The following is a 20,778-nucleotide window of genomic DNA, read 5'->3' as shown; positions in this document are numbered from 1 at the left end:
ATTGTATGATGTGTTCTTTATTTAATATTAATACGAATTTACTTGTGCTTTTGAACTTCTGACCATATAAAGCATCTAGGACTAGTGTAATAAGCAAGTGCTTGGGAAAAGTTACTTAGTTCCTTATTTTTGTCTAACGAGGTCAAAATGAAACGCGTCATCTTATTCCTTATCACTAACTTAGCAGTGATGCTTGTGTTAGGAATTGTGTTATCTGTCTTAATGTCTGTGTTTGGTATTTCTAGCCGAAGCTATACAGGCATTATGGTTATTGCTGCCGTATTTGGATTCGGTGGTTCTTTTATCTCTCTTTACATGTCTAAGTGGATTGCAAAGAAATCTACAGGGGCCCATGTTATAGAGCAACCACGAAACGAAACTGAACATTGGTTAGTTTCTACTGTCGCAGAGCAAGCTAAAAAAGCAGGAATTGCAATGCCAGAAGTTGCGATTTACGACAGCCCTGAAATGAATGCGTTTGCAACCGGGCCGAGTAAAAATAACAGCTTAGTTGCTGTAAGTACTGGCCTACTCCACAACATGAATCAAGACCAAGCAGAGGCAGTGCTTGCGCACGAAGTGTCGCACGTTGCAAATGGCGACATGGTTACACTTACCTTGATCCAAGGTGTTGTAAATACCTTTGTTATATTCTTCGCTAAAGTATTGGCGGGTATTGTTGATAACTTCTTGAATGGCGATGAAGAAGAGTCAGGTGGAAGCTGGACATATTTTATTTTTGATATGATATTCCAGATCCTCTTTGGTATTTTGGCGTCTGTTGTTGTCGCTTACTTTAGTCGTAAACGAGAATTCGCAGCCGATAAAGGTGCAGCTGATTTAGTTGGTGCGCAAAAAATGCGTTCAGCATTAGAGCGTTTGAAGCACAACCATGAATCGCAATTAGAAGGCTCAATGATGGCTTTTGGTATTGCGTCAGGTAAGTCTATTGCAGATTTCTTTGCTTCTCACCCGCCACTTGACGAGAGAATTAGAGCACTTTCGTAATTCTTACTAGGGCAACGATTAAGTTGCCCTTTTTTATAGCTCAATTTTATATAGATTATTTCCAACAGCGCAAAACCCCAAACGCTTGAGTAGGTTTAATGAACGGTGATTATCAGCCGATACATGCGCCAGAATCACATTGAGTTTAAACTCAATCTGGCTTTTGTTTGCAAATAGACAACGTAAAGCTTCAAACATCACGCCTTTACCCCAATAATCAGGCATTAATTCATAGCCAATATGTAGGCCCTCAATATCACCGTCTTCGTGATAGAAACCAATACAACCAATCACCGCTTTAGTGCTTTTACACACGAGGCAAAAGCGTCCACCTATACCTTCATATTGACGCTCAATATCCATTTGGATCATGCATTTAAGGTCTACTTCAGTGAGGTTGTCGCCGTAATCGTTATACGCTTTTACCTGCGGTAAATTAAGTAGCGCTAATAACTGCGGATTATCTTTGTGCCTTATAGGCCTGATGACTAGCCTTGGTGTTTCAAATTCCATAAAATGCTCAGGTCTATGTGTCTGCCGCCATAGTAGCACTTATTGCAGCAAATACACCTTTCAATATTATGATCGCATGCATTGCTTTATAAATTAGTATTTTTGGAGAATAAATATGAGTCAAGAGTTCACCGTTATCCCCCCAACGACAAAGGTTTATTGCCCACAAAGAGGTGAAGGCTGGACTTTAACGGGCATTACAGGGATCGATGAAAATGCATCAGTGATGTTCTCTGGCGTGCGCTATACCATCTCAGCAAAAGAAATCGTTGAGTCATTATTACCAAACTTCAAAAATAGGCAAGAATCAAACAATTAGTACTTTTTGACTATTTAACTGTTGTAAAAGTGTAAATTATGATCAATTATAGCGTTAGATTGCAAAGTCAATAATGGAAGCGCCCGCCTTAAAGGATTAAGTCATCGCATTAGGTTGGACTTAATTGCGAAGACATTGCTTTGTGTTGTTTTAAGTTACAGGACGTAAACTTTTTAGGGTTCCTGCTATGTTAAAAGCATCACTCACAACACTTGGTTTAATCTCAACATTACTTTCCACATACACCTATGCAGATAGTTGCCCAGGTCAGGTTTTTGGTATTAACGCTGGCCGCGGCGATATTGGTATTTTGTTTGGCCTAGATGAAGGTGCAGGACAAGCCAGCGCCAATAGTTTAGCCGCTTTTAGTTCCGCAGCACTCGCCTATGATACTAGCAGTGCACGTTGGTACTATGCATCCGCGCCAAGGCCAATCGACTATAAAGTTGATACCAGTCATCTAAACTTACCAGCTGACGCAGATATTCCCATTGACGGTAAAAAACATCGCTATGTTCAACTGGCATATTTTGATGGAACCTCTCATACCATAGTCGGTAGAACGGCTTATTTGGTGGGATTGGCATATGACAGCACAAACGATAGGCTCATTGGAACGAGTTACGATTCTATTTACAGCATAGATAAAAACACAGGCGACGCGACTAAGCTCTCGGATCTCCCCTCACTGGCGGGAAAATACCGCGGCGATCTTGAGTTTTATAATGGCCGCTTAATCCTAGTTACCAGTGCAGCCGTTTACCAAGTTAATACCAACGACTTTTCTGTGACTAAATTATCTGATCACGACTTAACTTCCGTTACAGGGGCAAGCCTTAATAGCAATGGAGAGCTTATTATCAGTCGCGTTATCATTAATGATGCTGGACACACCAACAAAAGCGCGATTTATAAACTAAACCCTGATACAGGAAGCACCTGTTATATCAATACATTACCAATAAGAGTAAATGACCTTGCATATAACCCAAATGGCAGCAGTACATGCTATACCGTTTCTGGTTGCGGCGGTACACCTACACCTCCTTCGCCACCGTCTTTTACGTTAACGAGTATTGAAAACGCGGTTTATGAGGGAAGTACCCTTAGCTATCAAATTACCTTAAGTAAAGCCTTCGAGCAGGACGTCAGCTTTTCGGTGGCGGTCAATGATGTGACAACGCAATCAGATGACTACGTAGCACCACCTACCTCATTGGAAATACCGGCTGGCAGCACAACTGCTACCATTCAAATAGCAACAATAGACGATACTGAGTACACTGGCGATCGGGAACTCTCTTTGAGCGTAACAGGCGTGAGCAATACCTCAGGCAATGAAACCCTATCGGGAAACATACTCGACAATGAAACCGCATGTGTGCCTGACAACTATACGCGGATTAATTACGCGTTCGTCAGAGAAGACTCATTATTCAATAATGACTGGGGTATCAAAGTAAACGGCCAATATATTAAATTGCTTGATGAATACGGCAGTGCCGGCAGCTATGACATCCTTCAAGGACAATCATTTACCTATGTGCTCGCTATCGATGGTAACAGCAATACACTATCAACCAAGTACCAAGTCTCAGGTACCAACCAACGTTGGGAAGATCAAAACGATAACGATTACAATGACTTTGAGGTCAGTGTGACAACACAAACCATTCAAAAAGGTTGTAATTAACAGACTCAAAGCGGCTTACTACCTTTAGAAGCCGCTTTATTTAACCTGAACTCGGGATAAGAAGTAAGTTAATCCACTAAAATCACTAAGTTCAAAAGCGTAATATCACTTTAGCCAGAAGTTATTTCTTAATACAAGGCAAATTTGTGCGTCAATAGCTGGCCTATTGCAAGCAAATTTAACGCAGTAGTGAGGAATAACAGCTGCTAGAGAACAAAGTGTTATCCCGAGTTCAGGTTATTTAATATTAACTGGTGCCTGATTTAAGCTCAAACAACTCGAGTAACGCTGAGCGAAGCTGTAATTTTGGTGTGCCCTCACTGTAAGGCGCTGTTGCAAGCAGCGGACAGTCTAGGCGAAGCTTTAAACTTTCGAGGTTTTCGTCAAATACAGACATCTCAGGGTCAATCTGGTTTGCTATCCACCCCACCAAATTCAGTCCTTTTTGCTTGATAGACTCTGCCGTTAAAAACGCATGATTCAAGCAGCCTAGCTTCATGCCAACCACTAAAATAACAGGAAGTTGTGCTCTGGCGACCCAATCATACAGATATTCATTGTCGTTAATGGGCAATGCCCAGCCACCTGCACCTTCACATAATATATACTCAGCGCCCAGTTGCTGAATTTCACTAAAGCGCTCATGTAGCTTATCGACTGTAATGTCAACATTTACCTGTTTGGCTGCAATATGCGGGGCAATTGGTGGTGCAAAACAAAATGGGTTAACTTGCTCGTAAGTACCGTGCACCGTCGCAGCTTCCATCAAACTGATAGCATCAACGTTCACTAGTTCACCAAATGCCTCTTCAGCATCTGCTGCAATCGGCTTATAGCCAAAAGTCTTTTTACCGTGCTTGGCCAACAGTTTTAGTAATAAAGTAGAAATATAGGTTTTACCTACTTCAGTGTCGGTCCCAGTTACAAAATATGCTTGATTCATTTCCTTAACTCCAAAAATCCGACTTGATAACTGACATCAAAACCATTTTTACTCTCAGGGTAGCTGCTCAGCAACTGAGCGTAGGCTGATTTGCCTAACAAACCTTGTCGGCGAGAAGCGGTTTTTACATCGTTGGCACCGATATTTTTTACCGAGCGTAACGCCTTTAACGGCGTGTCATAAGTATCAATCAATAACGCTTCATCCGCCCAAGTCACAGCAAAACCGGCCTGTAGCGCAAAAGATTTAAGTACAGACAGCGAATAAAATGAATTGATATGACCACACTGATCGATGGCTCGCCATGCGCTATCGATTTCGTTTAAAGAGCCGTCTAGCACGGAGCTTAGCAACACTCGCCCTTCTTTTTTTAGTACTTCATACAATTGCGCAAACAACGCTTGCGGGGAATTAGACCACTGAATTGCAAAATTACTAAAGACTAAGTCGATACAATTTGACTGAATAGCGAGTTTATCCATATCACAGCAAACACTATTTGTCGTATTTTCAGCGCTTGCCAACATCGCCAAGCTAAGATCCGCTCCAACATAATGATTCGTGAAGGCGTTTAATCTATGAAAGTTTTCATGTGGCCCGCATCCTAAATCGAGCAACCGAGGAAACATACGCACCGCACCAAGCTCGCTATTTTGCTGTGTTAAACGTGAAAAGAGTACATCTGCGGCCTGTTTTTGTACGTTGGCGTGTTGAGAGTATGATTGCGCGGCTTTTGAAAAGCACTTTGCTGTTTGCGTCTTTTGTGCTTTGCTCATGCTCCCTCCACTAAGGCCGAAACCAATTTGTCTATATCTTCGTGACTGTGCTGTGCCGTTATTGTTATTCGCAATCGTGCGGTATTTTGCGGAACCGTGGGTGGCCTAATAGCGCTAACCCAAAGTCCCTTTTCCTTAAGCTTATGTTGCGCCGCTAATACATTTTCACTGCTACCATACACCAGAGGCTGTATAGCCGTATCACTTGGAATGGGAGATAAGTTGGTTTGAGCAACTAACGACTTAAAATAGTCGATGTTTACTTGTAATTTGTGTCTCGCTTCAGATGCAGCAAGCAACCTATTCAATTGGCATAATGCAAGGCTTGCCATAATAGGTGACAGCGCCGTTGTATAGATAAACTCACGATTAAATTGCGTCATGTAATTTATCACATCATGACTCGCTAATACCGCAGCTCCTTGACAGCCCATCGCTTTGCCAAAGGTGATCACCAAAATTTCAGGTTTAATGCCGCTTTCAATCGTGCCAAGTCCTTGCGCTCCCACAACGCCAAACGCATGAGCGTCGTCGACCATGAGCCACGCAGAATGAGACTTAGCCAGCACACTGATTTCAGATACTGGCGCTTGGTCTCCATCCATAGAAAACACCCCTTCAGTCACGATGAGTTTACTGTCGGCTTTGGTTTTTTCTAATCGAGACCTTAAGTGCGTCAAATCATTGTGATTAAAGCGAACAAACTTAGCGCTGCCCGCTAAACCACCGTCTAACAGGCTGGCGTGGTTGAGCTTATCTTGGAACACCGCAGCGCTTAATTGCTTTTCTTGGGGCGTGAACAATGCCTTTAATACACTGGTATTAGCAGCAAAACCGCTTGGAAATAACAGTGCTGCATCATAACCCAAAACGCTGCAAAGCTTATCTTCTAGCTGACGGTGAATATCAAGATAACCCGTAACAAGCGCCGAACTTCGGCTTCCGGCTTCAGTGCATGCAAGCGTGTTAAACTCCAACGAGTCTGCAAGTCCCAGGTAGTCATTGCTGGCAAAGTTAATATATTGCTGATCGGCAATTTTTATTCTACTTGCAGAGGCCTTTTCAACCACAATGCGCTTTCTTAGCAACCCTTCAGCGTGACGGGCTGCTAAGGCAGATTGAATATACTCAAACGACATTGATTAGTTGGCTTCGTAAAATAGCTCTGATGTCGCTTTGTCTGCAATTGCAGAGCTTAACGATGCCTCATAGGCCTCATCCGAATAATCTTCACGTTTTTCAGGGTTCATCCCAAGTTTTCTAATGAGATTCATATCGGCGTCTGCTTCTGGGTTTTCCGTGGTCAATAGCTTATCACCATAGAAAATTGAGTTAGCGCCAGCGAAGAAACACATAGACTGCATCTGTTCATTCATCGCCGTTCTACCTGCAGATAAACGCACGTAACTGTGTGGCATCATGATACGCGCAACCGCGATAGTACGGATAAATTCAAAGTGATCGAGGTCATCAACATTTTCAAGTGGCGTACCTTTAACTTTAACAAGCATATTAATCGGTACACTTTCTGGTTGTTTTGGCAGGTTTGCTAATTGGATCAGCAAGCCATAACGATCAGATGCCTGCTCTCCCATTCCTACAATACCACCAGAGCACACTTTCATTCCTGCATCTCTGACGTGATCAAGGGTATCAAGTCTGTCTTGATAAGTTCTTGTCGTGATAATTTGCTCGTAGTATTCAGGTGAGGTGTCCAAATTATGGTTGTAATAATCAAGGCCAGCTTCTCTTAGCGTGTGCGCTTTTTGATTATCCAGTTTACCCAAAGTCATACAGGTTTCGAGGCCTAACTCTTTAACTTCTTTCACCATTTTGGCGATATAAGGCATATCTCTGTCTTTTGGATCAGACCAAGCGGCGCCCATACAAAAACGTGTCGCGCCCTTCTCTTTCGCCAACTTAGCTTGAGTTACAACCTTTTCCACTTCCATCAAACGCTCACGTTCAAGATCCGTTTTGTAATGACCTGACTGTGGGCAGTATTTGCAATCTTCAGGACAGGCACCCGTTTTGATAGACAGCAAAGTGGAGATTTGAACTTCATTGGGATTGAAGTTTTTGCGGTGAATACTTGCTGCATAAAAAAGTAAGTCGTTAAAAGGCATGGTGAACAGTGTTTTTACTTCTTCATGTGTCCAGTCGTGTCTTAGCGCGCCTAATTCCATATTTTCATTCTCTTTTTATTCTTGCCTAAATTTACAACACGAGTATTTTCTAGTGATTAAATTTAGCGCAGTCAAACTGACGGTGATTGGCTTAGTCTACTTCTTAGCTTAGTATTGTCAACGTTACATGCGCCCACAAGGTTTACAAATGAGCAATAAACACACAATCGATATTGAATTTGATCGCAAGCATATATGGCACCCCTATACATCAATGATTGACCCTCTGCCCGTCTATCCAGCCGCAAGAACATTCGAGAACAAAATTGAGCTTGAAACTGGCGAAACTCTCATTGACGGTATGGCATCCTGGTGGAGTGCTGTGCATGGTTATGGTCATCCAGAAATAATCACGGCGATAAAAAATCAAGCAGACACGATGAGCCATGTCATGTTTGGGGGGCTAACTCATCAGCCTGCCGTGGAGTTATGCAAACTACTCGTGGAGCTAACCCCAGCCCCACTTAATCGAGTATTTCTAGCCGACGGCGGCTCAGTCAGTGTTGAAGTTGCAATCAAAATGGCGATCCAATATTGGTTGAGTAAAGGCAAAAAGAATAAAACCCAAATAATGACAGCCAAAAAAGGCTATCACGGTGATACATTCGCGGCGATGAGCGTTTGCGATCCTGTGAATTCGATGCATGCCATGTACCAAGGTTTTTTACCCGAGCAGGTGTTTGTCGATGCCCCTAGAAGTGAGTTTTACGGCAGCCAAAGTCAAGATGAACTTAACGCGTTAGAAACCGCATTTGCTGCTCATCATGAAAAGGTCGCGGCATTTATCATCGAACCGATAGTGCAAAATGCGGGCGGCATGAACTTCTACCACCCAGAATATCTAAAGGCGCTTCGAGCGTTATGTGATAAGTATGAGGTGTTACTAATTTTAGATGAAATTGCGACTGGGTTTGGCCGCACAGGTAAAATGTTCGCCTGTGAACATGCAGATATCGCACCGGACATTATGTGTGTTGGCAAAGCGCTTACTGGCGGAAACATGACGCTCGCGGCCACTTTAACAACAGAAGAGGTGGCTTTGGGTATTAGCCTAGGCGAAGCGAAAGTGCTAATGCACGGACCAACTTTTATGGGAAATCCGCTGGCGTGCGCCGCCGCTGTAGCTAGTCTCACAATCTTAAAACGCCAAGAAACAATGGCCAATATTGAACGAGTCGCGAGCGCGCTTAACGCACTCAAGCGCTGTCTTAATCTAAGTGCAGTCACAGATGTTAGAGTCCTTGGTGCGATTGGCGTGGTGGAAGTAGAAACGGTTGTTGATGTTGCAAAAATCCAAAAATTCTTCATTCAACAAGGTGTATGGATAAGACCTTTTGGCAAGCTAATTTATATTATGCCGCCATATATCACCTCAAATGAAGACATTGAAACACTCATTGACGCGATTTACGCAGCCATTAAAGGCGAACACTTCTAAAACAAGTTAAATTTGGAATTAGGTCTATTTTATGACCTAATTTCGACAATGTAACCTAAAACGATGGCGCATAATCAACAAAATTGCGTTATTTCGAACTTTCCTCGCTTTGTACCTGAAATGATATCAATGGCATGTTACCATGGTCGTTTTTATTATTAGCAAGTGAGAAAAGAGACATATTATCTATGCAGCAAACCGTCAAATTGCAGCCAGCTGAAGCTTATCAGCCCCCTCGTTTTACTGTTTACCAACACCGCCAAATCGATAAGATAGAGCAACTGGATAAACTGCCTGAACATCTTCGCTTTCAAATGAAAGTCGTCGCCAATGTATTCCCTTTTCGCGTTAATAACTTTGTGATTGAAGAGCTCATCGATTGGGATAAAGTGCCTAACGACCCCGTTTTTCAGTTAACTTTCCCACAGCGTGGCATGCTAGACGATGAGTCATACGAGCAAATGGCCGACTTGTTAAGTCGCGAACATACACCAGAAGAAGTGTTTAACCTTGCAACCAAAATTCGTCAAAAGTTAAACCCGCACCCAGCTGGTCAAATGGAAAAAAATGTTCCTGAGTATGAAGGTGAACGCGTAGACGGGATCCAACACAAATATAAAGAAACCGTGTTGTTTTTCCCGTCTCAAGGACAATACTGCCACTCATATTGCACTTTCTGCTTCCGCTGGGCGCAGTTTGTTGGCAAAGCTACCCGATTTAACAATAACGACGCCGAGCTGCTCCACAATTACCTAGCCGAACACACTGAAGTGACCGATCTATTGATGACTGGTGGCGATCCTATGGTAATGCGCACCGTTAAATTGCGTAAATACCTGGAGGCGCTAAAAGAGCCAAGGTTTGACCATATTCGTACCATCAGGATCGGCACTAAATCTCTCACTTTTTGGCCGTTTAGATACGTCACCGATCCAGATGCGCAAGAGTTGTTAGCCTTACTAAAAGAGCTGGTTGATGCCGGAAAGCATGTGTCAATCATGGCGCACGTTAACCACAAACAAGAACTGCGTACTGAAGTCACACGTGAAGCGATTAAACTTATCCGCAAAACTGGCGCACAGATCAGAACACAAGCACCACTTTTAAATAATATAAACGTAGACTCTGATATGTGGGCTGACATGTGGAAAGAGCAAACGCAGCTTGGCATGATCCCCTACTACATGTTTATCGAGCGAGATACCGGCGCTAAGCGTTACTTTGAAATCCCGTTACACAAAACGTGGGAAACATTCCGTGAAGCTTATAAGCAAGTCTCTGGTGTGAGTCGTACAGTTAGAGGACCATCAATGAGTGCGGGTCCTGGAAAAGTTGAAGTGTCTGGCGTAACAGAAGTCGCAGGCGAAAAGGTGTTTGTGCTGCGCTTTATTCAAGCACGAAACCCAGACTGGGTGCAGCGTCCGTTCTTTGCCAAGTTCGACGAAAATGCCCACTGGCTGGATGACTTAAAACCTGCATTTGGGGAAGAAAAATTCTTCTGGCAGGACGAGTACGACGTCATGTAAATGTGAAAATATCAAAAAGCTAGCAAATTGCTGGCTTTCATTTTATTTGGCGCATTTAAATAACCTGAGATTTAGATAAGGGATGGGCTAACTCATCGCTTATAAAATCACAGTAAATTATTTCCTTATCTAGCCAGATAGTTTTGCAGATAACTGGCTGCTAAAAGCATTAATTTGAATAAGTCTTAATTATATCTATCAGGTTTAATTACTGGGGCTTAATCAAATCTGACTGTCGCATAAAGGCCAAATTCGGCCGTTCAACAGCAACATCATATCTTAAATCCAATTGCGATTAAGGGCACTCAATCAGCTCGTATTTGGACAAAAACGAGCTATGTTGTCGGCTGTATTAGGTAAATTTCGCATAAGAACTCTATGGACTAACGCCGCCAAAAAGCGACGGAAAAATTGCTCGCCATTACTGGTCTTGTTATGCCTTATCATGACCAATTTTCTGGTATAAAAGCTCTCTTTTTCCCCAGAAATCATTTAAGTTGATATCAATATCATTAGTAAAAGTGACCGTGTAGTTCTTGCTTAGTCTCTCATTGCAGTTGACCGGTTCGCAGATCACCGCAAGCATTAAAGCCATTAGAATCATTTTTGATATTGTGATCTTCCCATCTTTGTAAATTAATACGTTTTCATCTACGACAGATAGGTTGTCACTAATTTTTCCGTCATGCAGTAATCCGTTGCGCACAGCCTTGTAATAGACGTGTGCAATGTCATACCGATCACCATTAGGATTTGGGAATGAAACAAGAGGCTTTGTATCGCCTTTAATACCCAATGACATGAAATAGATTAAAGACTCATGTTCTCTAATGAAATTTTTATAGCGTTCACCAACCTTCTTTTGTTTCGGCCATTTTCTTTTTGAGCTTACGTCAATGGCAATCGAAACCTGAATTAAAGCACTTTCTAAGTCGCCAGCACTTATTTTTTGGATTGCCTCATCTAATCTACAGCCTACTGTACTCACTCGACCCCCCTATGCATAACGCCCTCTTAAGCAGTTTGTTATGCTTCTTGCACCTCAAGAACATTAACTTTTAGATAAGAAATCCAACGCCAATGACTTTTGTTTGACTCTTCATGTGTGTATTTTCCATAGTGTTCAATGAACTCTTCCACTCCTAAATGCTCGGCTACATGCAGCCAGACCGACAAATCATCGGCTCCATATTTAGGCAAGCCGCCATCGACTTCGATAGTTTTTGCTCTGTCTATTTGGCTTACAAAACGATACTCCTTGATATCACCTAAGTCATCAACGCTACGAGTTTCCTTGATAATATTTACAGGACAATAAGTAATTTTTAATGTCATTTTTTTAATTCTCCTTAATTTAAAATTTTGAAGCGTAACGCCGTACTTTACGGCAATTCTGGAGCGCAGCGGAAAAATTATCCGACAACAGCGCCTTGTTAGCTTTCACTACTTAAAAGCTCCCAAGCATTAGAGTTTTCTTCATCATTCCAGCAGTCACTCAACTGGGTTACCAGGCTTCCATATTTGTCAAAGTGCTCTGATTTTATAAGGCAAGAATATGAGCATTCCCCCGAAAGCTTCGAAACTCTAAATATTACACCTATCAGTTCTTCGTGCTCGACTAGAACCCCATTCCTTTGGAGCTTTCCACTAACATTAGACTTTCCCTCGAACTCTATAGCCTTCAGTATTCTATCTCCATGTTCGCCAAATGCGATATGCCACAGCTCTCCAGAAGAAAAACTGTCATACATGTTGTCGTTGTGAACGATAACGCTTGATTTCCTGTGGTCTGATGGATGGTTTAGGGATGTCAGATCACAAATCAGGAATGTGGGGCCTAACTTCAGCTGAGCTGGCTTTACGTTCTGGTTTAATTTTGCAGAAATAGCTTCAATAAAGTACTTTTCAGGATTTTCAATTGATTCTTTAGTGGTCCCGAGCGGGCTAATTTCAGATTCGCCAAAAGCGACAGTTTTACCATCTCTTATTTGCTCTTCAATTGATATTTGCGCGTCAATACCGTCATTAATAGCAGCATTGTGCTGAATACCGCCCGAAGCCCAGCCAAGCACCTTAGCTTCCAGATAGAGATCTTCGTCACCGATTGACACTTTAAAATCAGACCGCGCTTGTTTTTCCTCTGGAACTCTCTCTATAGGAATACCTTTCGCCATGATCTCATGAAATATTGCGTACTCAGAATAAACTTCAAATGCGGATTTCAACTTTTCTGAATACCCAACTTGATACCCCTTAAGTAGCTTCAATATCTCTTTGACTGTTTTTTCGGCAAAAGAGTCACTCGCCGATGCAGCATCAATTTTTTGACACATATCGAGCGAAAATGAAAACAAAATTCCATTGTGCCCATATCCGCTGTGTTCTTGTTTTAATTCTAGTATTCGATCATGTAGATTCATATGTATCAGCTTCGACTCCAATTAAAAGCTACCGCCCCAATAAGGGGCTGATAATGCTTGGCTAAACTTGTGTAGCGAAGCGAAACTGAGCCAAGCTTTAGCAGTCCCGCACTTAATTGGCTTGTTATATAGCCTTTCGCACCCAAACCAGATGCAAAACCAAATCGCTGACACCCACCACTAATTTGCCCACCACTAATTTGCACCTTCCAAATATACCGCCTACGCTTTAATTCTGCACTCAAAGGATTGAGGAAACTAAATTATGGCAACTGCCCGTAAAAGACAAATCAGTTTAACCGACACCAAATACTACCACTGTATCTCCCGCTGCGTAAGGCGTGCGTTTCTGTGCGGTGAAGATAAATTTACTGGTAAATCATACGAGCACCGCCGAGATTGGGTTGAAGAAAAGCTATTGATGTTGGGGTCTGTGTTTTGTATTGATGTTTGTGCTTATGCGGTGATGAGTAATCACACTCACATTGTTTTATATGTTGATGATACAAAGGCTAAGCGTCTGTCGGATAAAGCAGTTGTGATACGGTGGCACAAGCTGTTTAAAGGTAATTGGATAAGCCAAAAGTTTACTGAAGGTGAACCACTCAGCGAATCGGAACAATTGATATTCGACGAGCTGGTTGATGGATATAGAGAAAGACTCGCAGATATTAGCTGGTTTATGCGGGTACTTAACGAAGATATCGCCCGCCGAGCAAATAAAGAAGATAATTGTACAGGTCGGTTTTGGGAAGGACGATTTAAATCCCAAGCATTACTGGACGAGGCAGCACTGGCTGCGTGTTTAGCCTACGTAGATTTAAACCCAATTAGAGCAAACATCGCCGCAACGCCTGAAACCTCAGACTACACCAGCATCAAAAAGCGCATTGACCATGCAAAATTAGGAAAGCAATCAAAAAGCCTACTACGCTTTGCTGGCAGCCCACGAATACACATGCCAAAAGGCCTGCCCTTTGAACTCAAATCCTATATTGAGTTAGTTGAACTCACAGGACAGTGTATTCGAGCCGATAAACGCGGTTATATTAACGAAGCGCAACCCATTCTTACTCGACTCAATATAGAGCCTGAAAACTGGATAAAACTCACTACGCAATTTTCTCGGGTATTCCACGGCGCGGTTGGAAGAGAGCGAACAATAACCGCTTACTGTGAAACACTCCAAAAACGACGACGGACAAACCTAACAAACTGCGAGCGCTTGCTAGCTTAGTAAAACTCACATTCTCAATTCTCGAATTTCTTACAGCTGCATTTGCAGCGCTTTGTCGTGCGCGATAGCTCAGTTTTGATGTAGAGATATGCTTGAGTGCTAAAAAACAACCAATCGATAAACGTTTTTGGCCAAAGTGATTGAAGTATTCTTATACTTTTTTACTTCACTTCCTCGGCTTGGATGTTAATAGTGATGGGTGTCAGTTATTTTTTATTTACTGGGCAAAACAACACTGGCAACAGTGCAAAGCTCAACTCGAAAATGGGACTTATCGTCCTCAGCCGGTCAAACGCGTTGAAATTGATAAACCCGATGGTGGAAAACGGCAACTCGGAATACCCACCGTGGTCGACCGAGTTATCCAGCAAGCCATTACTCAGGTTTTATCGCCCATCATTGATAACACATTTTCAGATAACAGCTTTGGTTTTCGTCCTAACCGTAACGGCCAACAAGCTGTGAAGCAAGTTCAACAAATCATTAAATCTAAACGCAATATTGCGGTAGATGTCGATTTGTCAAAGTTCTTTGACCGAGTCAATCACGACTTATTGATGCGAAATTTATCACGTCATGTCAAAGATAAACGCTTGCTCAAACTCATTGGCCGTTATTTGAGAGCTGGAATTGATGACAATGGCACGCTAATTCCGAGTTTAGAAGGAGTACCGCAAGGCGGCCCTCTTTCTCCTTTTTTATCCAACATTATGTTGGATGATTTAGACAAAGAATTGGAGCAACGAGGTCACCAATTTGCCCGTTACGCTGATGATTTTATAATCTTAGTAAGATCAAAACGTGCGGGCGAACGTGTACTTGCCAGTGTTACTCGGTTCCTTGAAACTAAACTCAAATTGCTTGTTAATACGGATAAAAGTCAGGTGGTTAAAACCACACAAAGTAAATTCTTAGGGTTTACCTTTAAACGTGGAGCAATCAAATGGCATGACAAAACCCTGCATAAATTTAAGCGACAGGTACGCATTCTAACTAACCGTAATTGGGGCGTGAGCATGCAATATCAGTTGTTTAAATTAAGCCAATATCTAAGCGGATGGATCAATTATTTTGGTATTGCAAACGCATACCAGCAATGTGTTGACCTAGACCACTGGATAAGGCGCAGGATCAGGATGTGTTACTGGCGACAATGGCGAAAACCGAGAACTAAAGTGAGAAACCTGATGAAGCGTGGAGTTCATGTGCAAGCAGCCGTTGCCTGTGGCATCACAAGTAAAGGGCCTTGGCGCAGCTCCAAAACACCCGGTATTCAACAGGCTTTAAGCTTAAATTATCTGAAAAACGAGGGACTATATTCACTCAGAGACGGATGGATAAAAGTACATTACCCAAACGGGTAATCTGTTAGATGAAACGCCCTGTCCGGACCCGCATTCAGGGTGTTGTGGGGGCTGAGGGCTAGATACCCTCGGCTACCCGATTAAGAGCCATTATTTACCGCCCCCATAACAAGTGAAAATAGTTCTTGAGCACGGTTGGTACTACCCAATGCACCTCTTTCTCTAGCCATTTTCTTATGCTCTGGAAGATTGGATGCTGCATAGATTACAAACGGAGTAGAATTTCCATTTTTACGTAACGCGTCCAAAAGCACATAACCTTCCTGAGGTCCTTCTTTACGCCCCATGTCAGATATTATGACTGCAAATTTTTCTCTATTTAGGATACTTAATGCTTCATCAGTAGATAAAGCTAATGTGAACTCTAACCCCTGAGCCTCAAATGCTTGCCGCTCATGGATATTGTTATCCGGCCTATCATCGACCCACAGAACTCGATTCTTCCATTTTTCCGTGGAATGCTTTTGTTTGGTATTAGAAACAAGCTCAACAATTTCATCTAGTTGAACTCTGCTAAGATCTCCACCACTTTCAGGTTGTTTTGAAATTGCCGCGGCAAGTGAGGCGGCTGAGGATATTTGTGTTTTTAGAAAGTTTTCTTCGTCTTTAAAATCAGAAGGGCCATATAGCTTTCGATGATGCTTAGCTACAAGCCAAAGAAAACCAAAAAACACCAATACGGGAAAGAACACCATGAAGTAAACCAGCGGAGCTATGTGCTGACTTATATTTTGGCCAAAAGCTACAACCAGAGAGGCAAACCCGTAAACCAGAACGATAAAGAGGGCAATTATGCCCAAAGGACTCTTGGTAAAGCCCTTTGCTGATTCTGAAAATTCCTTTATGTCCATCGAGCTCTCCTAATGGCTCTTAACGCCGCGCTCTGCGGCAATTTTGGAGCGCAGCGTAAAAATTGTCCGACAGAAGCGCCTTGTGTACGCCCGACATGGGCATTAACTAATGAGGTGAAAGTCCTCTGTAGGAAGATCACCGTTTAAATAACTGATTGTTATTAAACGATAACTACTAGCGAATGGCAAGTGCAAATCCGCGAGGGTTTGTATGGAGGAAGCCGCTAGCAAAATTGCGAGCTGATGAACAAAAACATCATACCAGGCGTAGGCTGAAGACGAGTTAGCACAAGATAACGAAGTCACGTGATCTAACGGCCACCGTAAATGATGCAGTTGTGCAATGAAAGTTAATGTTCTTATTCGGGGAGAGCTGGATGACATGCGGCCTGCGCTATCGCTGCGGAAAATACCAGTAAGTGGCTGGTCAATCAACCCCTTGGCGTTGCTATTTGGTTGCGAAATAGTCTACGAGCGAAACCACTGCAACACCCACCGATACGCGAGCAGCGCAATTTAGAGCAATTTATTTTGTGATTATCCAGCAGTCAGCAGAAGGCATAGTAGCCAAACACCCATCGTAATGGATGGGACACGGTGAAGGCCTGAACATTTAACCGAAGGAATACTTCATGTCTTACTTACATAACTATACGCCACAGCCCTGTGGTTCTGATATGCAGCGTAATGCAGTGCAATCAACCTTCAACTTTGATTTATTCGGACACGTTTTATCAAACGATAACCTTCAACGCGCATGGAAGCAGGTTAAAGCCAACAAAGGCGCAGCGGGTGTGGATGGTATGAAAATAGCCCAATTTATCGACTGGGCAAAACAACACTGGCAACAGTGCAAAGCTCAACTCGAAAATGGGACTTATCGTCCTCAGCCGGTCAAACGCGTTGAAATTGATAAACCCAATGGTGGAAAACGGCAACTCGGAATACCCACCGTGGTCGACCGAGTTATCCAGCAAGCCATTACTCAGGTTTTATCGCCCATCATTGATAACACATTTTCAGATAACAGCTTTGGTTTTCGTCCTAACCGTAACGGCCAACAAGCTGTGAAGCAAGTTCAACAAATCATTAAATCTAAACGCAATATTGCGGTAGATGTCGATTTGTCAAAGTTCTTTGACCGAGTCAATCACGACTTATTGATGCGAAATTTATCACGTCATGTCAAAGATAAACGCTTGCTCAAACTCATTGGCCGTTATTTGAGAGCTGGAATTGATGACAATGGCACGCTAATTCCGAGTTTAGAAGGAGTACCGCAAGGCGGCCCTCTTTCTCCTTTTTTATCCAACATTATGTTGGATGATTTAGACAAAGAATTGGAGCAACGAGGTCACCAATTTGCCCGTTACGCTGATGATTTTATAATCTTAGTAAGATCAAAACGTGCGGGCGAACGTGTACTTGCCAGTGTTACTCGGTTCCTTGAAACTAAACTCAAATTGCTTGTTAATACGGATAAAAGTCAGGTGGTTAAAACCACACAAAGTAAATTCTTAGGGTTTACCTTTAAACGTGGAGCAATCAAATGGCATGACAAAACCCTGCATAAATTTAAGCGACAGGTACGCATTCTAACTAACCGTAATTGGGGCGTGAGCATGCAATATCAGTTGTTTAAATTAAGCCAATATCTAAGCGGATGGATCAATTATTTTGGTATTGCAAACGCATACCAGCAATGTGTTGACCTAGACCACTGGATAAGGCGCAGGATCAGGATGTGTTACTGGCGACAATGGCGAAAACCGAGAACTAAAGTGAGAAACCTGATGAAGCGTGGAGTTCATGTGCAAGCAGCCGTTGCCTGTGGCATCACAAGTAAAGGGCCTTGGCGCAGCTCCAAAACACCCGGTATTCAACAGGCTTTAAGCTTAAATTATCTGAAAAACGAGGGACTATATTCACTCAGAGACGGATGGATAAAAGTACATTACCCAAACGGGTAATCTGTTAGATGAAACGCCCTGTCCGGACCCGCATTCAGGGTGTTGTGGGGGCTGAGGGCTAGATACCCTCGGCTACCCGATTAGATTCATTACCAATCATCTACGATCCCTTTTTCTCTTTTTTCTAGAGCATCATAGAAAGCCTTCAATGCTTCTTGCGATTGAGCATCGAGTTTGTCTTCATCAAGAGTGCTTACTTTTTCTTGGATTGGTGCAATCTCTATAAAGTTTTCGATGTTCTCAAGCTTTATGTACGTAGTAATTTTAACTACGTAATCACCCATGGTCTGAGAAGATGATTTACTTACAAACCTTTTTAATAAAGTTAAACAACCTTCAGCAGATGTAGTCTGTAATTTTAACCAGTCTATAACTTTATCCTCATCTCCCCAGCGCTTCCATCGATACAAAAAAGAAACCAAGTGCTCATGAGACAGTAGTTCACTAGGAGAGTGCGCTGACATTTCGTCCAACTTATTTACAAACTCAGCTTTAAGTAGCTCAAACTCTCCATCTTGTAATATTTGATCAGCGTCCGATTTTTCTCTGCGATTTTCGTCGCCTTGTAATATTTGTTCGACTATAGAAATCCCAGTTGATGCTTTGAAGCATTTTAACAGCAGTTTTCCTCGCTCCTCCAAGTCATCAATGCGTCGTAAGAACCAGACAACAAGCCTTAGAGCATGTGTATTCGAGCTAAACATCGTAAACCCTGTTGATTCATGATCAACTTGGTCACCTATATCTAAAATGCCCTTAATGTAAGTACTACCATTTTCTAAAGGAACTTCATCAGTAAATGATTCAAACTGTGAAAGAGCATTTTTTAGAATCCCTCGCTCTTTTAGGGATAAGATAAATGAAGAAAACCTGTCTGAATCTTCAGTAAGACTAAGCATTTCCTGCAGGTCTGAGTTTGAAAGTTCACCACTTGGAATCGAGAACTGGAAGTATTTATCAAAGTTAGAGGGGTGACAAACACGCATCTCTTTTAACCATGTATTAGCAAAATCTCCTGAATAGCGCGTACCTCCTAGAGCCCATTCAATTGTTGGAAATAGTTGCTCTACCATTTCCTTTACGGGATCTCGTTTACCATCGGAAGCCTTATCTAATATGCTATTGATTATTGCTGCAGTAGATTCCTGACTTCTTCCATATCTATCTGAGCCATTTTTAGTGAATATTTCTTTCGCGCGCGCGATTTCCTTATATACATCTGGCTCAAAGACCCTTAGACACTCAATTGCTATTAGATCTACAGGGTTGACCTCAAAAGCATTTTTACCTTTAAGCAATGTAAAGTGGAATGATAGAGTGGAGGTATATCTGTAAACGCTTCGCAAATTGTCAAAATATGCGTTAAGGGAGCCATGAAATATATTCCCCCATCGGCCGGAATCAAACATCTTTGCAGCTGATTTATCTTGCTCAATAATTTTATCTAGCTTATTGAATAATAAGTTATGAAGTCGTGTAGATTCTATTCTAGGTATATCAAAAGGCACCTGAATTATTTTCTCCAAATAATCACGACCCTGTTGTGCACCATCATTCATTTTGTCTTCTACCAGATCTCGCTGAAATAGAAGAAGGAAGACCACATTCGGAAACTCTAAGTTAGCTTTTATAAGCTGAAAAACCATCCTTAATTGAGATGAGGTTAGCCTATCCAAATCATCCATTACTACGATCAACGGGGACTCTCGTTTTAGTAATAACTCTGTCAGCTCCTGCCTTACATCACTTAAACTTTGTTCTTTTTCCTTGGCAGTTGCCTCGACATTACCACTTAACTTGTCAAGAAAACTTTTGCCCCACTTCAATGCTGCAGCCCACCCACCTAAAACTACTAGAATGACGGTACTGATGTTACTGACCCAAGCTTCGTTTGAAAAATTACCGCCAACCCCTATAAGGGTCGCTAGTACAAACAGTGTAGGGAGAGCCGATGAAAAACCTGAGACTACAGTTTCACCGGTATTAAGATAGCGGCCATATTTTTTTAGAGTTGCCGCTAATTTTTTCCCGGATTTGCTTTTATCTGTTCGACCTATCGATTTAGATACCTCTTGAAAAAAGGAGGCGGTTATTTTTTCTTGTGCTGCCCATTCCCACGGGGAAAACTCAATGACATCAGGTTTTTTCTCGGTTATTTCCTCTAGTCGAGATAGGGCCATATTCTTAATTGAAGATTTCCCCGAGCCCCAGTCACCATGTAAGGCTACCACCAAACTATCGTTTCCATGCCAACTTGCCATCGCATTAGCCAAGTCGGTGGAAAACCCTGACCGTCCCAACAAGTCATCTTCTACTTTTGTGATCGGCCTATCAGAAGCAAATCCGTGTAAGTCTTTTGGTTCCATATGAAATCTCTGAAGGGAATCTAACATTTTATTCGTGCGCATGCGCGTTTACCTCGTTGGACCAGTGAAAACGCGCGCAGTTAACTATCAGTATGTAAAGAACTTATCAGCATTCTTCTAAATACACCATCTAGAAAAATGCGCATGCGCGTTTCCCAAACCTATTAT

The 20,778-nt window shown here is 42.4% G+C and carries 18 protein-coding genes; 8 read left to right on the top strand and 10 right to left on the bottom strand.

Annotated elements, in window-relative coordinates; genetic code table 11:
- The first annotated feature begins 147 nt into the window (after positions 1–147).
- Positions 148–1,008, top strand: coding sequence for a protease HtpX (htpX, locus tag MHN30_RS09380; protein WP_039495857.1), 861 nt, complete (start codon positions 148–150; stop codon positions 1,006–1,008).
- A gap of 33 nt (positions 1,009–1,041) precedes the next feature.
- Here the strand turns inward: htpX and MHN30_RS09375 are convergent, their stop codons facing one another.
- Positions 1,042–1,521, bottom strand: a complete 480-nt coding sequence (locus tag MHN30_RS09375; protein ID WP_222243406.1) for a GNAT family N-acetyltransferase — start codon at positions 1,519–1,521, stop codon at positions 1,042–1,044.
- Positions 1,522–1,636: 115 nt separating this feature from the next.
- Between MHN30_RS09375 and MHN30_RS09370 the strand changes: the two genes are divergently transcribed.
- Both MHN30_RS09370 and MHN30_RS09365 read left to right on the top strand, forming a co-directional pair.
- Positions 1,637–1,840: a hypothetical protein gene (locus MHN30_RS09370; RefSeq protein WP_130164073.1), complete on the top strand. Its 204-nt coding sequence runs from the start codon at positions 1,637–1,639 to the stop codon at positions 1,838–1,840.
- A 187-nt stretch (positions 1,841–2,027) separates the two neighbouring features.
- On the top strand, positions 2,028–3,533 hold the full coding sequence (locus MHN30_RS09365; RefSeq protein ID WP_130164072.1) for a hemolysin: 1,506 nt from the start codon (positions 2,028–2,030) through the stop codon (positions 3,531–3,533).
- Positions 3,534–3,780: 247 nt separating this feature from the next.
- Here MHN30_RS09365 and bioD read toward each other — a convergent pair whose 3' ends face one another.
- The 4 genes from bioD to bioB are packed head-to-tail and all read right to left on the bottom strand — an operon-like array spanning position 3,781 to position 7,438.
- Positions 3,781–4,476, bottom strand: coding sequence for a dethiobiotin synthase (bioD, locus tag MHN30_RS09360; protein WP_222243402.1), 696 nt, complete (start codon positions 4,474–4,476; stop codon positions 3,781–3,783).
- Complete coding sequence (locus tag MHN30_RS09355; protein WP_239359333.1) at positions 4,473–5,252, bottom strand: methyltransferase domain-containing protein; 780 nt, start codon at positions 5,250–5,252, stop codon at positions 4,473–4,475. Before MHN30_RS09355 ends, bioD begins: the two co-directional genes overlap by 4 nt.
- Entirely contained in the window at positions 5,249–6,391 is a 1,143-nt protein-coding gene (locus MHN30_RS09350; protein WP_239359331.1) for an 8-amino-7-oxononanoate synthase, read from the bottom strand. Before MHN30_RS09350 ends, MHN30_RS09355 begins: the two co-directional genes overlap by 4 nt.
- A 3-nt stretch (positions 6,392–6,394) precedes the next feature.
- Positions 6,395–7,438, bottom strand: coding sequence for a biotin synthase BioB (bioB, locus tag MHN30_RS09345; protein ID WP_010379433.1), 1,044 nt, complete (start codon positions 7,436–7,438; stop codon positions 6,395–6,397).
- 148 nt (positions 7,439–7,586) lie between these two features.
- Between bioB and bioA the strand changes: the two genes are divergently transcribed.
- Positions 7,587–8,876 carry an adenosylmethionine--8-amino-7-oxononanoate transaminase gene (gene bioA, locus MHN30_RS09340; protein ID WP_239359329.1) on the top strand — a complete coding sequence of 430 codons (1,290 nt, stop codon included), beginning with the start codon at positions 7,587–7,589 and terminating at the stop codon, positions 8,874–8,876.
- Between the two features lie 188 nt (positions 8,877–9,064).
- Entirely contained in the window at positions 9,065–10,402 is a 1,338-nt protein-coding gene (locus tag MHN30_RS09335; RefSeq protein WP_239359328.1) for a lysine 2,3-aminomutase, read from the top strand.
- 433 nt (positions 10,403–10,835) lie between these two features.
- Here the strand turns inward: MHN30_RS09335 and MHN30_RS09330 are convergent, their stop codons facing one another.
- The 3 genes from MHN30_RS09330 to MHN30_RS09320 form a co-directional block, all read right to left on the bottom strand.
- Complete coding sequence (locus MHN30_RS09330) at positions 10,836–11,390, bottom strand: hypothetical protein (protein ID WP_239359327.1); 555 nt, start codon at positions 11,388–11,390, stop codon at positions 10,836–10,838.
- Between the two features lie 38 nt (positions 11,391–11,428).
- Positions 11,429–11,737: a hypothetical protein gene (locus MHN30_RS09325; RefSeq protein ID WP_239359326.1), complete on the bottom strand. Its 309-nt coding sequence runs from the start codon at positions 11,735–11,737 to the stop codon at positions 11,429–11,431.
- A gap of 98 nt (positions 11,738–11,835) precedes the next feature.
- Positions 11,836–12,822 carry a hypothetical protein gene (locus MHN30_RS09320; RefSeq protein WP_239359325.1) on the bottom strand — a complete coding sequence of 329 codons (987 nt, stop codon included), beginning with the start codon at positions 12,820–12,822 and terminating at the stop codon, positions 11,836–11,838.
- A 265-nt stretch (positions 12,823–13,087) separates the two neighbouring features.
- On the opposite strand from MHN30_RS09320, the gene MHN30_RS09315 reads away from it, so the two are divergent.
- Together MHN30_RS09315 and ltrA (MHN30_RS09310) are read left to right on the top strand one after the other, a co-directional pair.
- Complete coding sequence (locus MHN30_RS09315; protein WP_211857520.1) at positions 13,088–14,059, top strand: transposase; 972 nt, start codon at positions 13,088–13,090, stop codon at positions 14,057–14,059.
- A gap of 179 nt (positions 14,060–14,238) precedes the next feature.
- A complete protein-coding gene (gene ltrA, locus MHN30_RS09310; RefSeq protein WP_239359457.1) occupies positions 14,239–15,423 on the top strand; it encodes a group II intron reverse transcriptase/maturase in 1,185 nt (394 codons plus the stop codon).
- Positions 15,424–15,503: 80 nt separating this feature from the next.
- On the opposite strand, the gene MHN30_RS09305 is transcribed toward ltrA (MHN30_RS09310), so the two are convergent.
- Positions 15,504–16,274, bottom strand: a complete 771-nt coding sequence (locus MHN30_RS09305; RefSeq protein ID WP_239359324.1) for a response regulator — start codon at positions 16,272–16,274, stop codon at positions 15,504–15,506.
- A 632-nt stretch (positions 16,275–16,906) separates the two neighbouring features.
- Here MHN30_RS09305 and ltrA (MHN30_RS09300) point away from each other — a divergent pair.
- Positions 16,907–18,244 (top strand): group II intron reverse transcriptase/maturase, encoded by a 1,338-nt coding sequence (gene ltrA, locus MHN30_RS09300; protein WP_239359323.1) that lies wholly within the window; start codon positions 16,907–16,909, stop codon positions 18,242–18,244.
- Positions 18,245–18,333: 89 nt separating this feature from the next.
- Here ltrA (MHN30_RS09300) and MHN30_RS09295 read toward each other — a convergent pair whose 3' ends face one another.
- Entirely contained in the window at positions 18,334–20,610 is a 2,277-nt protein-coding gene (locus MHN30_RS09295; RefSeq protein WP_239359322.1) for a P-loop NTPase fold protein, read from the bottom strand.
- Between the last annotated feature and the right edge of the window lie 168 nt (positions 20,611–20,778).

This window comes from Pseudoalteromonas sp. OF7H-1, assembly GCF_022347825.1.
GTDB classification, from domain to species: Bacteria; Pseudomonadota; Gammaproteobacteria; order Enterobacterales; family Alteromonadaceae; genus Pseudoalteromonas; species Pseudoalteromonas maricaloris.
This window is presented reverse-complemented; position numbering and strand designations above follow the sequence as displayed.

Coding starts and splice junctions, on each gene's coding strand:
- htpX (WP_039495857.1), top strand. CDS start 148: ATGAAACGCGTCATCTTATTCCTTATCACTAACTTAGCAGTGATGCTT.
- MHN30_RS09375 (WP_222243406.1), bottom strand. CDS start 1,521: ATGGAATTTGAAACACCAAGGCTAGTCATCAGGCCTATAAGGCACAAA.
- MHN30_RS09370 (WP_130164073.1), top strand. CDS start 1,637: ATGAGTCAAGAGTTCACCGTTATCCCCCCAACGACAAAGGTTTATTGC.
- MHN30_RS09365 (WP_130164072.1), top strand. CDS start 2,028: ATGTTAAAAGCATCACTCACAACACTTGGTTTAATCTCAACATTACTT.
- bioD (WP_222243402.1), bottom strand. CDS start 4,476: ATGAATCAAGCATATTTTGTAACTGGGACCGACACTGAAGTAGGTAAA.
- MHN30_RS09355 (WP_239359333.1), bottom strand. CDS start 5,252: ATGAGCAAAGCACAAAAGACGCAAACAGCAAAGTGCTTTTCAAAAGCC.
- MHN30_RS09350 (WP_239359331.1), bottom strand. CDS start 6,391: ATGTCGTTTGAGTATATTCAATCTGCCTTAGCAGCCCGTCACGCTGAA.
- bioB (WP_010379433.1), bottom strand. CDS start 7,438: ATGGAATTAGGCGCGCTAAGACACGACTGGACACATGAAGAAGTAAAA.
- bioA (WP_239359329.1), top strand. CDS start 7,587: ATGAGCAATAAACACACAATCGATATTGAATTTGATCGCAAGCATATA.
- MHN30_RS09335 (WP_239359328.1), top strand. CDS start 9,065: ATGCAGCAAACCGTCAAATTGCAGCCAGCTGAAGCTTATCAGCCCCCT.
- MHN30_RS09325 (WP_239359326.1), bottom strand. CDS start 11,737: ATGACATTAAAAATTACTTATTGTCCTGTAAATATTATCAAGGAAACT.
- MHN30_RS09320 (WP_239359325.1), bottom strand. CDS start 12,822: ATGAATCTACATGATCGAATACTAGAATTAAAACAAGAACACAGCGGA.
- MHN30_RS09315 (WP_211857520.1), top strand. CDS start 13,088: ATGGCAACTGCCCGTAAAAGACAAATCAGTTTAACCGACACCAAATAC.
- MHN30_RS09305 (WP_239359324.1), bottom strand. CDS start 16,274: ATGGACATAAAGGAATTTTCAGAATCAGCAAAGGGCTTTACCAAGAGT.
- ltrA (WP_239359323.1), top strand. CDS start 16,907: ATGTCTTACTTACATAACTATACGCCACAGCCCTGTGGTTCTGATATG.
- MHN30_RS09295 (WP_239359322.1), bottom strand. CDS start 20,610: ATGGAACCAAAAGACTTACACGGATTTGCTTCTGATAGGCCGATCACA.